The sequence below is a fragment of the Prevotella sp. khp1 genome (genome assembly GCF_900102205.1).
Classification (GTDB): Bacteria; Bacteroidota; Bacteroidia; order Bacteroidales; family Bacteroidaceae; genus Prevotella; species Prevotella ruminicola.
This window is the reverse complement of sequence record NZ_FNJZ01000003.1, coordinates 264,995-280,456: the sequence shown is the minus strand read 5'-3', so window position 1 is coordinate 280,456 and position 15,462 is coordinate 264,995. Positions and strand designations below refer to the sequence as shown.

At 49.6% G+C, this 15,462-nt stretch carries 12 protein-coding genes, 1 tRNA gene and 1 pseudogene; 6 read left to right on the top strand and 8 right to left on the bottom strand.

Going from position 1 to position 15,462, the window contains the following annotated elements; genetic code table 11:
- Window positions 1-13 precede the first annotated feature (13 nt).
- Window positions 14-1,720, bottom strand: coding sequence for an AMP-binding protein (locus BLR73_RS10215; protein WP_091862016.1), 1,707 nt, complete (start codon window positions 1,718-1,720; stop codon window positions 14-16).
- A 55-nt stretch (window positions 1,721-1,775) separates the two neighbouring features.
- Window positions 1,776-2,357, bottom strand: coding sequence for a helix-turn-helix domain-containing protein (locus BLR73_RS10210; protein ID WP_013063601.1), 582 nt, complete (start codon window positions 2,355-2,357; stop codon window positions 1,776-1,778).
- A 133-nt stretch (window positions 2,358-2,490) separates the two neighbouring features.
- Here BLR73_RS10210 and BLR73_RS10205 point away from each other — a divergent pair, with 133 nt between their 5' ends.
- From BLR73_RS10205 to BLR73_RS14185, 5 genes are all read left to right on the top strand, one after another.
- The gene (locus tag BLR73_RS10205; RefSeq protein WP_091861727.1) at window positions 2,491-3,408 is read left to right on the top strand and encodes a bile acid:sodium symporter family protein; all 918 of its coding nucleotides are present in this window, start codon (window positions 2,491-2,493) and stop codon (window positions 3,406-3,408) included.
- A 460-nt stretch (window positions 3,409-3,868) separates the two neighbouring features.
- Complete coding sequence (locus BLR73_RS10200; protein ID WP_091861725.1) at window positions 3,869-4,438, top strand: HU family DNA-binding protein; 570 nt, start codon at window positions 3,869-3,871, stop codon at window positions 4,436-4,438.
- Window positions 4,439-4,513: 75 nt separating this feature from the next.
- Window positions 4,514-4,615, top strand: a complete 102-nt coding sequence (locus tag BLR73_RS14375) for a smalltalk protein (RefSeq protein WP_176763670.1) — start codon at window positions 4,514-4,516, stop codon at window positions 4,613-4,615.
- 502 nt (window positions 4,616-5,117) lie between these two features.
- Window positions 5,118-6,725 (top strand): AAA family ATPase, encoded by a 1,608-nt coding sequence (locus BLR73_RS10195; RefSeq protein ID WP_176763669.1) that lies wholly within the window; start codon window positions 5,118-5,120, stop codon window positions 6,723-6,725.
- 12 nt (window positions 6,726-6,737) lie between these two features.
- Complete coding sequence (locus BLR73_RS14185) at window positions 6,738-7,337, top strand: hypothetical protein (protein WP_143010938.1); 600 nt, start codon at window positions 6,738-6,740, stop codon at window positions 7,335-7,337.
- 3 nt (window positions 7,338-7,340) lie between these two features.
- Here BLR73_RS14185 and BLR73_RS10185 read toward each other — a convergent pair whose 3' ends face one another.
- The 6 genes and pseudogenes from BLR73_RS10185 to BLR73_RS10160 form a co-directional block, all read right to left on the bottom strand.
- The gene (locus BLR73_RS10185; RefSeq protein ID WP_176763668.1) at window positions 7,341-8,813 is read right to left on the bottom strand and encodes a M16 family metallopeptidase; all 1,473 of its coding nucleotides are present in this window, start codon (window positions 8,811-8,813) and stop codon (window positions 7,341-7,343) included.
- A 198-nt stretch (window positions 8,814-9,011) separates the two neighbouring features.
- Window positions 9,012-9,515 carry a M48 family metallopeptidase gene (locus BLR73_RS10180; RefSeq protein WP_176763667.1) on the bottom strand — a complete coding sequence of 168 codons (504 nt, stop codon included), beginning with the start codon at window positions 9,513-9,515 and terminating at the stop codon, window positions 9,012-9,014.
- A 45-nt stretch (window positions 9,516-9,560) separates the two neighbouring features.
- Window positions 9,561-10,079, bottom strand: a pseudogene (gene msrA, locus BLR73_RS10175) (peptide-methionine (S)-S-oxide reductase MsrA); the annotation flags it as partial.
- 76 nt (window positions 10,080-10,155) lie between these two features.
- Window positions 10,156-12,684, bottom strand: a complete 2,529-nt coding sequence (locus BLR73_RS10170) for a family 16 glycoside hydrolase (protein ID WP_233456453.1) — start codon at window positions 12,682-12,684, stop codon at window positions 10,156-10,158.
- A gap of 96 nt (window positions 12,685-12,780) precedes the next feature.
- A tRNA-Pro gene (locus BLR73_RS10165) sits at window positions 12,781-12,856 on the bottom strand.
- A gap of 180 nt (window positions 12,857-13,036) precedes the next feature.
- The gene (locus tag BLR73_RS10160; protein ID WP_073045081.1) at window positions 13,037-14,224 is read right to left on the bottom strand and encodes a serine palmitoyltransferase; all 1,188 of its coding nucleotides are present in this window, start codon (window positions 14,222-14,224) and stop codon (window positions 13,037-13,039) included.
- Window positions 14,225-14,387: 163 nt separating this feature from the next.
- On the opposite strand from BLR73_RS10160, the gene BLR73_RS10155 reads away from it, so the two are divergent.
- Window positions 14,388-15,425, top strand: a complete 1,038-nt coding sequence (locus BLR73_RS10155; protein ID WP_033151372.1) for a diacylglycerol/lipid kinase family protein — start codon at window positions 14,388-14,390, stop codon at window positions 15,423-15,425.
- Window positions 15,426-15,462: the final 37 nt, after the last annotated feature.

Below are 15,462 nucleotides of genomic sequence, written 5' to 3'. Positions count from 1 at the left end.
TCTCAATTGTGGTCTAGACCACCTCAATTCCTTGTTCCTCACATAGTTTCAGGCTCATCTCCTTCAGTTTGAATTTCTGGATCTTACCTGATCCCGTGAGCGGGAATTCCTTGATAAAGAACACGTACTTTGGAATTTTGTATCGGGCTATCTTGCCTCGGCAGAACAGCTGCACATCCTCGGGCGTCATCTCCACACCCTCTTCCAGGATGATAAAGGCACCCACGGCCTCGCCATATTTCTTAGATGGCACAGCAGCCACCTGTACATCGCGAATGCCAGGCATGTGATACAGGAACTCCTCGATTTCGCGTGGGTAGATGTTCTCACCACCACGAATAATCATATCCTTGATACGACCCGTAATCTTGTAGAAGCCCTGCTCGTCTTTCACACCCAGGTCGCCCGAGTGCAGATAGCCGTTCTTGTCGATCACCTCGGCCGTAGCCTCTGGATTCTTATAATAGCCCTTCATCACATTAAAGCCCTTACAGCACATCTCACCCTGCACGCCAACGGGGCATTCCTCGCCGGTCTCTGGGTCGAGCACCTTCACATCTACAAATGGGAAGTCGCGTCCCACAGTAGTACAACGCTGCTCAAAGGTGTCGTTCAGGCAGGTCTGCGTCATACCAGGCGAGCTCTCGGTCAGTCCGTACACGCTGGTAATCGTCATATACATTTTTTCGCTTACCTGCTTCATCAGCTCGATAGGACAGAGCGATCCAGCCATGATACCTGTACGCAGACAGCTCAGGTCGAACATGTCGAACATCGGGTGGTTCAGCTCGGCTATGAACATCGTAGGCACACCGTAAACGGCGGTACAACGCTCTTTGTGTATCGAGGCCAGCACTACCAGTGGGTCGAACTTCTCAACCATCACCTCGGTACAGCCGTGAGTCAAGCAGTTCATCGTGGCCAGCACCACACCAAAGCAGTGGAACAAGGGCACGCATACACACAACTTATCATCCTGTGTAAAGCCCATATTCTCGCCGGTAAAGTAACCATCGTTCGAAATGCCGTAGTGCGTCAGCATCACACCCTTGGGGAAACCTGTGGTACCGCTGGTGTACTGCATGTTGCACACATCGTAGCAGCTCACCTGCTTCTTCATCGTGTTCAGTGTCTCGTCCTCCACGTTCTGTCCCAACAGCAGCAGCTCAGCGGTGTTGTACATACCGCGATACTTCTCCATACCTATATATACTACGTTCTTAAGGTAAGGGAATCGCTCGCTGTTCAGATGTCCGCGCTCGCAGGTCTTCAACTCTGGCAGCATGGTGTAGGTCATATCCACATAGTTACAATCCCATGTACCATCGGTAATGCACAGCACTTCCATATCCGAGTCCTTACACAGATACTCCAGCTCGTTCTGCTTGTAGTTGGTGTTCACCGTTACCAGCACGGCACCAATCTTAGCAGTAGCATACAGGAAGGTGAGCCAGTCGGGCACGTTAGTAGCCCAGATACCCACATTCGAGCCCTTCTTAACGCCGATAGATATCAGGCCCTTGGCCAGATTATCCACACGCTCGTTAAACTTGCTCCAGGTAAAGCGCAGGTCTCTATCCGAATATACTATGTATTCCTTATCAGGAGTAGTCTCAGCCCAGTACTCCAGCCATTCGCCCAGAGTTCTTTCCCACAGCTTGTATCCCTCCGAGCCAGTCTCGGCTGGATAAGTTCTATCAGGCAGCGGTCTGCCCGCCATATCGTATTTTACATCACTCATAATGTTCAATGCTCAATGTTCAATGTTCAATGAATTAAAATGGTATGTAAACTACTGCCAGAATCTTTGCACTCTTGCCAGGGGCACCGTGTACGTGGTGCTTTACAATCGAGTCGTAGAAAATGCTGTCGCCCTCTTTCAGGGTGTAGGTCTCTTTACCATACACAATCTCTACTTCACCCTGCATCACGTAGATAAACTCCTCACCCTCGTGGTCGCTCAACTGAAAGTTGGGGTTCTCCTCGGGGTTAATGTCAATTACGAATGGCTCCATGTGGCGACCAGCCTTCTGCTGTGCCAATGGGTGATACTCCATGTGCTTACGTGCATCAGTAGCGCCGTTGCTAAAGCTGATGCTGCTATCCTTCTCACGATCTTCGGCGCGACAAACAATAGGTCCAAGGGCATCGTTATCATCCATAAAGGTACCTAGGCGAACACCTAAAGCACGAGCAATCTTAATCAGTGGACCCAGCGAAGGCAGGTTCACATCATTCTCAATACTCTCTATCTGCTCTACGGTAAGTCCGCTGCGCTCAGCAATCACGTCGATGCTGAGATTCTTGGTTTCTCTAAGGCCCTTGATTTTTGCGCCTACAACTGAATGATTATTCATCTTACTTACAAATATTTTTTTACCTATTATTTCAAGGGCAAAAGTACATATTTTAATTGGAAAACAAGCGTGTTTTAATAGATTTTAACAAGAAAGTTGTACACTCTGCTAAAATTGTTGTACCTTTGCAGCCATGAAACGCATTTGTAACTTCATAGCCCGTTGGATGGGCGCATTGGTAGTAGTGGTGGCAGCAGTAGCACTGCTGGTGCCCCAGAGTCTTAACTGGATAAGCACCTATACTATTAATCCCATGTTAGGTGTCATCATGTTCGGCATGGGTCTTACCCTATCGCCAGCCGACTTCCGTATCGTGCTCAGTCGCCCCAAGGACATCCTGTTAGGCTGCCTGGCCCAGTTCACCGTTATGCCGCTGCTGGCATTCCTTATTTCGTGGGCATTGCAGCTCCCTAACGAGTTGGCTTTAGGCGTCATCCTCGTGGGCTGCTGTCCTGGTGGCACCGCCTCCAATGTCATCACCTATCTGGCCAAGGGCGATTTGGCCCTCTCGGTAGGCATGACCGCCTGCTCTACCCTCCTGGCGCCTGTGCTCACCCCGTTGCTGGTATGGCTCATGGCAGGCACCATGGTCAATGTAGATACCATCGGCATGCTTACCAGTATTATATATGTAGTCATTGCACCCATTGTGGCAGGCCTGTTGTGCCAGCGTTTCATGCCCCGTGCCACCCGCAGCGTCACCCCCTATCTGCCAGCCCTCTCGTCGGTGGTTATCGCCTTGGTAGTAGGCATCATCGTCAGCCATAATGCCAGTCGCCTGCTGTTAGGAGGCGCCATTGTGGTAGCAGCCGTCGTATTGCACAATCTGTTAGGTCTCAGTGTAGGCTATGCCATCGGCCGCCTGCTGCGCCTACCCCATCCCAAGCGTGTGGCCCTCAGCATCGAGGTAGGCATGCAAAACAGCGGTTTGGCCTCATCCTTAGCCGTACTCCATTTTGCCGCCTACCCCCTGGCCACCATCCCCGGTGCCATCTTCAGCGTATGGCACAACATCAGCGGCGCCCTCGCAGCAAAACTCTATGGCAGATAGCAGTCCAAGCTACACCACCAAGTGGAATGATATCCCAGAAGCAGAATAACTTTTGCAGTTTTGCGGTTTTGCAAACTTGACTTAAAGGTTTTTAGAAATCTATAATACTAAGTCTATTATTATATAATATATATATTATATAATAATAGAGATATTTTACTAAAATATCCAATACCTTAATGTCAAGTTTGCAAAAGTGCAAAAGCGCAAAACCATCATCAGATAGAAAAAGTAGTTTTATGGACTAAAATAACTACCAAAATATTTGCACAATTCAAATATTTTTTGTACCTTTGCAATGTTGTTAAAAGGCAACAAAAAAGAGCGCTCAAGCCATAGAAAATTTTTTAGTAGGCCTACCAGAAAATTTTAGATGGCTACACCCGCTCAAACACGACTAAGGAAGAGGTTTTAAGGAAAAGGAAAGATTGTAACAACCCCTTTAATTTAAAACAAAATTATGGCACTTAAAGTAAAGGCAGTTGAGCGACTGCTTAAGTTTGACAAAGAGAAAGAAGGTAAGTATCGTTATGTACTGAGCCCCGACCTGTACTCTAGTCTGGATCAGGACAAGGTAATCAAGGAGGCTGCCAGTCGCAGCGGTGTGATGGAAGGCGTGATGCAGGCCTGCTGGAATGCTGCTGGCGAGGTAATCAAGGCCTGGGCCACCGAAGGACATTCGGTTGCCATCCCCGGACTGGGTACCATGCGTTTCGGCCTGCGCGGTAAGGCAGTTGAGAACGTAAACGAGGTTAAGGCCGGACTGATCAACACCCGTCGTATCATCTTTACTCCAACGGTTAAGCTGAAGGAGGAGTTGGCTAACACCGCTATCCAGATTACCTGTATCGACCGCAACGGCAAGGAGGTGAAGCGTGTAACCAGTAGCGACAGCGGCGACGTGGAGGATCCTGAGAACGAGAATGGTGGCAACACCAATCAGGGTGGCAATCAGCCAAGCAATGGTGGTGGTAACCAGGGTGGTAACACCGGCGGTGGCAGCGGTAGCCACGAGCCGATTGGAGACTAAGAGCTTGGGGCTTAGGCCCCAGCCTATCCATTAAAGATTAAACATGAAACATTAAGAATTAACCTACTAAACATTATGAGTAAGAGAGAAACAGTAAAGTTCATCGTACAGATGATAGCGAGTATCGCCACAGCGATTGTAACGGCCCTAGGCGCCACGAGCTGCATGGGCATTTAAGTAAGAATCAGAGGGCGTGCTAAACAACAGGCACACCCTCGATTTTGTTTATGTTGTACTTGACCATCTATTAAAACTCTTTTTTCGACCGATTTTCGCGAAAAAATTTGGAAGTTTCGGGGAAATTATCTACATTTGCCGCCGATAAACATAATTCTATCACAAAACAAACAAAATTTTAAAAGCAAAATGAACAGAATGACAATCGATGCAATCATGTGCCGAGCGGTTCTAAGACGAGGGTAAAACCAAATCTGAGAATCGACAGGTGGATTGTGCGTTGTCGCCTTGCGATCTTTGAGGCTGCGCCTCGAGGAGTGAATGCGTTCTTTGACATTTTGCTACAATGTTTGGATGATGTGATAGAGAAATCTGAAAGGAAACCTCTATAATACCAAGGGGCAGGTGTGTAAAAACGTCTGGCCCGATGACTCTTGCGCCCCTTTCACACACAGGGGCATACCTATTTTATATATATGAACGATGTATTGATTTTAGTTTTATGAGAAGCTTGAATAGACTGATTAACGACTTTAGATACCAGACAAATCTTACTATCTGGAAACATATGAACGCTATGGCGGTTAACTATGCCGTCTACTCTAATCGGATAAAGGGCTTTGCCCCGTACTTATACAACTGCGATATTTATATTTATGCCGACTCGATAAACATGGTGGTGGTATGCGTGGACAGCAACAAGCACCGCAAAAAGCAGTGTTACGACGAGACGCAGAACATTGACATGATGATTTACGAACCTGGCTGCGAACCGCGCGAAAGCACCGTTTGGAAGTTGAAGGAAACGATGGAAATCATGAAAGGCAGACTGGAGAATGCACTGGCCAGCCTGAATGTGTACGGGATTCTGATAACAGAGGATGCTATCAACAATGCGTTTGAACTGGAGGATGACTGGGAGAAGAACCACATTAAAGTGATTAGCAACTGTAGTCATCTGAACCTGCGCAAGGCTGATGTAAACGACGATGACGACCTGGCAGGAAAGGTGTACTTCGACATTGTGAACGACGAAAAACTTGATTTGAAACGGACGAAGAAAATCAAGAGCGAATATGGGGATGACGAGGAGTTTGAAAAGGCCGTACGCGACTTTATAAATGGTACTTACGACTACGACGAGGTAGACGAGGAAGAGGAGGAAGAGCCAGCGAAAGAGGAGCCTGAAGCAACGCCGAAGCAGAGCGAAACGATAGACCAGAACCTGGGGCTGAGCGTGAATGTGAAGGTGCTGCCTCCGATTGATAACCCTCGCGAAGAACTGGACAAACTGGTGGGATGCGACGACATTAAGCACCGCATGGACGAGCTGGTAGCACTCACCTGCTACAACAGGGCCATGCAAGAGATGTTTCCCAACAGCAAGCAGCACGAGGTATCGCTGCACAGCATCTTCCTAGGTCGTCCGGGCACAGGTAAAACCACCGTTTGCAAAATATTCGGTTCGCTGCTGCATTACACGGGGGCCTTATCGAAAGGGCATGTGGTGGTGTGCGATCGCGGCACCTTTATCGGCACGCTATGGGGCGACGAGGAGCGTTCGCTGCGACAGGTGATAGAAAAGGCGATGGGGGGTGTACTGATGATTGACGAGGCTTATCTGCTGAACGGCAAGAACGAGAACGACCCGGGCAAGCTGGTGATACAACTGCTGATGAACATCCTGGCCGACGAAACGCAGCGTGATATCGCCATCGTGCTATGTGGCTACAAGGACCAGATGCTGAAACTGCTGGACATGAACCCAGGACTGCAGTCGCGATTTCCCAACAAATTCGAGTTCCAGGACTTCAGCGTGAACGAACTGCTGGAGATAACCAAAAGCAGGATTAAGGACTACGAGTACCAGTTTACTGATGGGGCTTGGGAAAAGTATCGCAACATGATGGCGCAGGCTTATCAGGTTCGTGATCCGCAAACGTGGGGTAATGCCCGATTTGTGGCCAACCAGCTGGAGCGCATCTACATACAGCATGCCACACGATGCGTGATAGAGCAGCCTGAGGGCAAGCAGAACTGGCGCCTTATAACGCCAGAGGATATCGTGCCCATCGAGGTTCCACGTCAGAAAGCAAAAATCGGTTTTTAGTTTTTTATTGGTATGAGAAGAAAGATTCCTTATCGGGTGTGCAGGTGCATGCCCGATGGTGTTGTGACGCATCTTGAAGCACGGCTGTTGAGGGAGATTGTAAACAGGGAGATTCACCCGATACGCTGTGCCGAGAGTTGCAAGGTGAAGTACAAACGTGGCATGCGGATAGGTGACTTGTGTGCCGAAACGGGGCACTTTGGGTGGGCGCGAAAGGTTTGGCGCTTTACCGCCATGCTGATAGAGAGCAAGGACTACGATGACTGGCGGTATGTATGGTTCGACAACAACCGGGTGAAGCTTCGCGATGTGGTATCGGAAACAGAGTATGAGCTACTTGAACGCAGATGTGCCGCCCTCTGGGGGAAGTTGGGTTTTAAGGAGTATGCCTGGTGGGACGAACGAACCGAACGCCTTACCAGCACCAACTTTGGCACCAGCTATTATTACCTGTTTGCCGAAAAGTACGACGGCTACTACGACGACCCCATTGGCGCATGGGAGGATATGCTGGAGCAATACCAAGCCGAGCAGGAAACAGCAAGAATATTCAGCGAAGGGCAAGGCGATTACTATCCACGCATGGATAATTATCGCCTCACCTCGCTTTAGTGCTTACTTACCAGTCAAGAAAGCTTCGAGCTTAGCTTTGATGTCGGCATCGGGATAGCCATTTGGAGTGACACACACAACGCGCAGATCGGCATTGCTGAACAGTTCCTGGCAGCAGTTGCGGATATCCTGATCGCTCACCTCGTGCTTGAAATACTGGTAAGGCATAGTCTCCTTGAGCAGTGGTTTGCCATACACGAAATTATTCTTAATACAGGTATGAGTGTCGAGCACCGTATAGTTACGAACACGGGCTAACTCCTGCTGCTGAAGCTGCTTTCGCTTTTCGATGGGCAACTGGGTGATATGGGCCTGCACGCCGATACGCATGACATCATTGAGATTTTGAATAACCTCATCAGCAAAATCGCCAAACTGTTGCTGGTCGGCATTAGGCTCTAAGCCCTTTACGACAGTCAAGGTGAATACTGGGCGGTTGAAAAGCTTGTGGTTATCATCGAACGCCGACACGACACGTGCATTAAAAGCTGTACCAATCACCTCGCCAAGACGATTGTAAGCCGCAGCCTTACGAAGATCATCGAGATTCTTTGTATCGGATGGCGCCACACGAGGCTTCAGGAAACAGAACTGAATAATACATGCAGGCACATCCTGCTGGATCATCAGCACCAACTGGTTGCTCAGCTGGTTAGGGGTTGGTTCGGGAGCGGGCATACTGGGGCGGCTGCCGAACTGCTGCTTGATGATATCAACAATATTGGCGGGTGCCTTGCCAAACACATACAGGCACTGATTCTGCGGCACATACCAGCGCTGGTAGTAGGCTTCGAGCTGCTGGAGCGTAATGCTGCGGATGCTGGCGATTTGTTTGTTTATCAGTTCATCGAGGGTGCATCCATCTACGAAGGCGGCCTTGAAGTAGTTGGCCTCGGACAGGGCAAGATTGTAACGGCTGTTAGTAATCTCGTTGATGGCCAACTGCTTCTGGCGCTCCAACTCGGCAGCCGAGAAACGGGCATTGCCTGCAATCTGGGCCAGCAGCCCCATACACGACGCCGCGTAGGTGCGCTCGTTATTTAAACGGAACAGATTATACTCTGTGCACCTGTTCTCTATTTCGGAACAGTAGGCGGCCACATTGGGCACAAGGCCATTAACGGCACGGAAATCGGGGAGTGACTGCAGATTTAGTTCGTCGAGCTTATCCTTCAGCACACCGGCAGTGCCGGCAGTGAGGTTCTCGGAGCAAAGCATCCGGCGTAATAAGAGCGCGATGCCAGGGATATCACCCTCGTCGTCGGTACCTGATTTCTGGATGAGTCGCATTTCAAGTTTGTTAACAGGAACACCGTTGTCGCATAAATAATAGCGGAAACCATTGGCGAGAACGCCCTGCTTGATGTTTGAAGGGTTGGTTACGACGAAATCGTTGTACTTAACACTTCCCGACTGAGCCGATGCCTGAACGGTGAATGCACAGGCCATCGCAAAAAGTAGAATTTTTGTTTTCATCATTGTTGCTTATTATAGATAATATTCAGTTTTATAAGTTTTTTACGGTGCAAAGGTATAGCAATCCGACAATTAACACAAGGCATATAGCAGTTGTATCATGAATTAACCCTCATGATAAAACAGCTTAAAATCTAAAAACACATGATAACCAGCCATTTACGGATACAGCTATCAGCTGCTGTACCTATAAATGTATTATGATTGTATAAGGCGGGTTTGCTTGCGAGCGGCGCGCCAACGGGGGAAATACTGATCCATGAGGGCGTGGAAACGGGCATTGTGGGTGGGCTCTAACAAATGGCAGAGCTCGTGAGCGACCACATGCTCGATACACCACTCGGGGAGCAACAGGGTGTAGATAGAGAAACAGATGGCATGGGTTTTAATGTTGCACATGCCCCAACGGGATATCATGGCCTTGTAGGTAATGGCGGATGTGGTGACACCCATCTGCTGGGAATAGCGCTCTACCATGGGCTCGACAATGGCTTTGAGGCGGGCGATGGCCTCGGTACGCTCCTTGCGGGTTTTAAGTGGCAGCTGACCGTAGAAGGCAGCGCGCTGCTGCTGGCGCTGGAGGGTGCGCTTACGGGCCTGCTCAATCCAGTCGAGATGCTCGGCAATGAACTTCTCAACGGTCTTCTTGGGCAGTCCGATAGGTGCAGAAACATGCACATCGCCATTTTTGGCGATGCGCATGGATAATCGGCTTGTAAACCTATATGTAAGCTTTACTTGCATGTATTACTGCTGCTTGCTCTTATCCTTGGCCTGCTTGGCAAACTTAAAGAGCTCGAGGGGCAGGTGGCAGTAGCCATCGGGATTCTTATCCAGGTAGTCCTGATGATACTCCTCGGCCGAATAGAACTTCTGCAAAGGCAGTTTTTCTACAGCCAATGGCTCAGCGTACTGGGCCTGCTGCTCGGCAAAAACCTTCTCGATGACAGGCAGATCATTGGCATCCTGATAATAAACGCCTGTACGATAGCGGGTACCCTCGTCGTGGCCCTGCTTATTCAGACTGGTAGGATCGATGGCCTTGAAGAACATCTGCAACAGGAACTCGAGACCAACTACCGCGTCGTTGTACTTGATACGAACGGTTTCGGCGTGGCCTGTGGTATCGGTATAAACCTCCTTATAGGTTGGGTTCTCGGTGTGGCCGTTGGCAAAGCCCACTTCGGTTTCGATCACACCTTCTATCTGCTTAAAGAAGTGCTCTGTACCCCAGAAGCAACCTCCAGCCAGGTAAATCTCTTTTTCCATTTTTATTATGCTTTTGTTAAATCCGGGTGCAAAGATACTACTTATTTCTGAAAAGCCAGCGAAAGTTACCTACTTATTTTTTGTGGATGACGAGCACGCCAGCCGACAATGCGGGTACGGCGAGCACTACATCGGTGCCTTCAACCTGAGCCTGGGCCTGCTTGAGGGCTATAGCGTGCTTGTTATCCATACTGTTGGCAACGGTAAGCGAGCCGGGGGCATAATACTCGAACGGTGCACGCTCTACCCCAGCCCAATCGCCCTTGATACGCAGGGTGGCGGCAGAATCGGTAGGATTAACCACCTTGACGATGACATCGGCGCCATTCTCGGAGAGCGTGGTGCTTACACTTACATCGCCCGTTTCGCCGCTATAGGCCAGACGGTACTTTGAGAAGTGATTGTACCAAAGCTCGGTAACCTGACAGTTGGGAGCCTTGAACAGATCCTTATAGTCGAAATTGATAAAGGCGTTGTTCCAGTCGGGGGCATCGGTACGGCGGATAAACAGGGCTGCTGCACCCATGGCCACTACATCGCGGGCCTCGCACATATTGAGGAAACCGCCTGCAAAGAGGCCTGTACGCCAGTCGATACTGTTGAGGTTCCACTCGGAGATAAAGAGTTTGATGTTGGGGTTAGGACCATCGGCAATCATCTTGGCGTAGTTGTCGTACTGCTGCCCCAGGCGCACAGGACCGCTGGCATAGCCACCCTGCTGCTCGTAATGATGCAGACTGAGGTAATCGAAATACTGACCGCTACGCTGGATGAACTGCTCGTCCTCGCGGAAACCACCACAGGCGATAATCTTGATGCTGGGATCGACCTTACGCATGGCGGTGCTGAAATCGCGTACACACTGCTCGTAGCGCTCGATACCCATCTCCCACATCTCATTATCAATCTCCCAGTACTTCACGTTGTAAGGCTCTGGATGACCGTTGGCAGCACGCTTGGCACCCCACTCATCAGTAGCAGGGGCATTGCAGTAACGCAACCAGTTAACGGCATCCTGCAGTATCTGATTGTACTCGCTGGCGGGGCGCTCGAACTTAACGCTTACCACGATAACAGGCTCGGAGTTAACCTCGCGACAGAAACGGATAAACTCGTCGGTACCAAAGCAGTTCTGATCGTAATCCATCCACATCCAGTGGTCCCAACGCTGACGGTTCTCCTGCGGACCGATACCCCACTGCCAGTCGTACTGGGCCACATAACCGCCACCAGGCCAGCGCAGACAGGTGGGATGAAGCTCCTTAACGGCCTGCAGGATGTCGGGACGGAATCCACCCAGGTTGATACCACTCTGGGTGGTCATGGTGGCCATATCAACCTGTACGCTACCATTGTTAACCACGATGGCGAAATCGCCGTCGCAGCTGGTTTCGGGCTCTAAGGTAAAGGCGTACTTCTGCCAGCTTTTACCTACCTTACCCAGCGATTGGCGGGCCACAAACTTGCCATTGGTATCGCGCAGGCCTACGATGAGCTCGCCCTTGCCCTTAGCATAGATAGAGCCTACGTATTTCTCGCCCTTAACAATATTCTGAGGGCCTTGGAAGATACCTGCCTGGCCTTTGGTGGCAGTAATCAGCTGCGAATAGCGCATGTTGATGGCATCGTCCTTCACCAATCGGAACTGTCCACCATCGCCAAAGGCGGTCCACTGCTGGGCAACGGCGGGTATCTGCACATCGCCAGGGGTGCCTTGGAACAGCACCTTGCCATCGGTAGCGGTGAGCTGGATGTTGCGATAGGTGGCCTCGGTATAGTTAACCCAGAAGGTAATGAAATGACGATCGGCTACCTCTAAGCCATCGTAGGTGAGCACCTGCACATCGTCCCAGAACACGGTAACACGGTTGCTACGACTCTCGATACGCAGCTTGTGCCACTGCTGACTCTCGTTAACCTGCTCCTTGGTGGCAGGGGCCGACACCAATGGTACGAGCGTGTTGATACGACGGGTACGACCGCCCCAGCCTGGCACCTCACGTTCTTCCATGCGGCAGATAGAGAAATCGGCTGTAGCGGCCTGCTGCTGGAGGGCTGCACGGGCTTCGCCCTCTTTGGCAGCCTGGATCTGAGCCTGTGTTTGGGCGGGAGTGAACATCCTGCTCTCGTAATAAGGATCGTGTATGCGCAGATAATAAGGTGTGCCATCGGCCTTGTTGCGGAAGGCAAAGCGGATATCCATCAGTCCGCCACTCCAACTGCGACGGGCCAGCTTATAGGCGCGCCAGTTTACATCCATCGTGAGATTAAAATCGCTGGTGCCGATGCTGTCGATCTTGAGCGGCTGCTCGTAGCGGGTTGGCGAGTGCAGCACCTGATGATCGTCCATAAACCAACCATCAAAGTAGCCATCGCGCGGATGGATGCCAGGATACTGCTCGGGTTCGAACGAGCGCTCCTGTATCAACTCCTGCCACACGCCATTGTTGGCACTGAAGTAGATGTGCTCAAAAAGCTGTCCGTAAAGCATCTCATCGATGATGCCCGACGGCTTTTTGCTCTGAACGGTGATCTGATACTCACTCTGGGCACTGACAGTTAATCCAACAGCCATGAATGCCAACAAAAGGGTTTTCTTCATCTTACTTTTTTATTTATAGTTATTCAAAAATTTAGTCGGTAAACATAAAAAAACCGCCAACTATAAAAGCTAGCGGTTAAAATCATTTTTTTGCTTTGGTCGAGGTGACAGGACTCGAACCTGCGACAGCCTGGTCCCAAACCAGGAACGCTACCAACTGCGCTACACCTCGGTCGTTTTTTTGTTTTGCGGGTGCAAAGGTACGAAGAAAATTTGGAATACAAAAATATCAAAGCCAAAAAGTGGTGTTTATTTACGTATTTTAACAAATAAGCTGTTTTCATCCCCCAAAACACAAAAAAGCCTCCCAATTTGGGAGGCTAATTATCAATTGTAAATTATCAATTGTCAATTACTTGATAATCCCCTGCTCTACGAAAATCTTCTTCAGAGCAACTACAGAACGGTCGACCTGTTCCTTAGTGTGAGTTGCCATCAGAGCGTAGCGCACCAGTGTATCCTGAGGTGCACATGCAGGAGGAATTACGGGGTTGATAAACACACCAGCCTTGAAAGCCAGAGCGGTTACCAGGAATGTCTTATTAACATCGCGCACGTAAAGAGGAATAATAGGACTCTCGGTCTCACCAATCTCGAATCCTTCCTCGCGGAAACGCTTCAGGGCATAGTTTGTAACATCCCACAGAGCCTGGATGCGCTCGGGCTCCTGCTGAATGATGTGCAGAGCCTCGAGAGCTGCAGCTGTAGCAGCAGGTGTGTTAGATGCCGAGAAGATATAAGTGCGGCAAGTGTGACGCAGATAGTTGATGGTATCCCAATCAGAAGCGATGAAACCACCGATAGAAGCCAAACTCTTAGAGAATGTACCCATGATCAGATCAACCTCGTCAGTAAGTCCGAAGTGGTCGCAAACACCACGTCCCTGCTTACCGAATACGCCGATACCATGAGCCTCGTCAACCATGATAGAGCAGTTGTACTTGTGCTTGAGCTCAACGATAGCAGGCAGGTTAGCCAGGTCGCCCTCCATAGAGAACACGCCATCAACCACAATCAGCTTAACAGCCTCCTGAGGCAGCTTCTGAAGCACGCGCTCCAAGTCGGCCATATCGTTGTGCTTGTAGTGCAACTGACGGGCGAAAGCCAAACGACGTCCATCAACGATAGATGCGTGGTCGCGATCATCGCAGATAACGTAATCGTCCTTGCTCAGCAATGCAGGGATAACACCCTGGTTTACTGAGAAACCTGTTGACAGGCACAGACAATCGTCCTTACCAATAAACTTTGAGATTTCCTTTTCGAGCTTAACATGCAGATCGAGTGTACCATTAAGGAATCGGCTTCCGGCACAACCAGAGCCATACTTGTCGAGTGCTGCCTTAGCTGCATCAATAATACGCTGGTCGCCAGTCAAGCCTGTATAGGCATTAGAGCCGAACATCAGCACCTTGTGGCCACCCATCTCAACTTCCGTTCCCTGCTTTCCTTCAATCTCGCGGAAATAGGGATATACGTCAGCCTCCATAAACTTCTGTGGCTCACGATAATGCTTGAATCTTTCTTGTAACTGTCCCATTCCGATATAGGTATAGTCTATTATTTTCTAAATTTCAGGGTGCAAAGATACACATTTTTCGGTAAAACGTGCAAGTTTTTACTAAGAAATAGTTAGTTTTTGCTATTTTTCTTGTCTTTAGGGGTATTTTTTCGCCCAAATTTCGTAAATTTGCACCATAATTATGACGAAAAAGAGAAAAATTACATTTATTTTGAACCCTAAATCGGGAACCACTTCGAAGGCCGAGGTTCCTGCCTTGATAGGACAGATTATCGACAAGGATCTGTTCGACACCGAAATATGCTTTACTGAATACCGAGGACACGCTGCTGAGATAGCAAAACATAAGGCCGAAGAAGGCGTTGACATAGTAGTGGCTGTGGGTGGCGACGGCACCGTAAATGAGGTGGCACGATCGCTGGTACACACCAATACCGCACTGGGCATTGTGCCCTGCGGCAGCGGCAACGGCCTGGCCCGTCATCTATGTGTGCCCATGGAAATCAAGAAAGCCATCGGCATGATTAACAGTTGTAAGATTGATTCGTTTGATTATGGTGTAATTAACGGCATGCCCTTCTTCTGCACTTGCGGCATGGGTTTCGACGCCTTTATATCGCTGAAGTTTGCCGAAGCAGGCAAGCGCGGTCCCATCACCTACGTAGAGAACGTGCTGAAAGAGGGACTGAAATACAAACCCGAGACCTACGAGGTGAGCGACGATACGGGTGCCAAGAAGTACAAGGCATTCCTGATTGCCTGCGCCAACGCCTCGCAGTATGGTAATAATGCTTACATTGCCCCAGGCGCCACCATGAAGGATGGCGAGATGGACGTGATTATCATGGAGCCATTTACAGCACTCGACGCACCACAGATTGCCGCCGACCTGTTTATGAAAACCATGCATAACAACTCGAAGATTAAGACTTTCCGCACCAAAACGCTGCATATCTCCCGTAAGCAGCCAGGTGCCATACACTACGATGGCGACCCGATTATGACGGATGCCGAGATAGATGTGCACATTGAACCACAGGGTATTAAGATACTGATTAATCCTGAGGCTGAAGAGGATGCCGGACAGCCTAATGCTGTACTGAATGCCTTTAGCGACTTCTTTAATAATATAAATAATGTACGCGAGGACATTGAGCGACAAGGGCACCGCATTCAGGTAATCAACAAAGTTTTGCTACGTAAACTTACAAAACTTTGATCATTCTTGCTTAGGCAAGCGTACTAAAGAAACGATT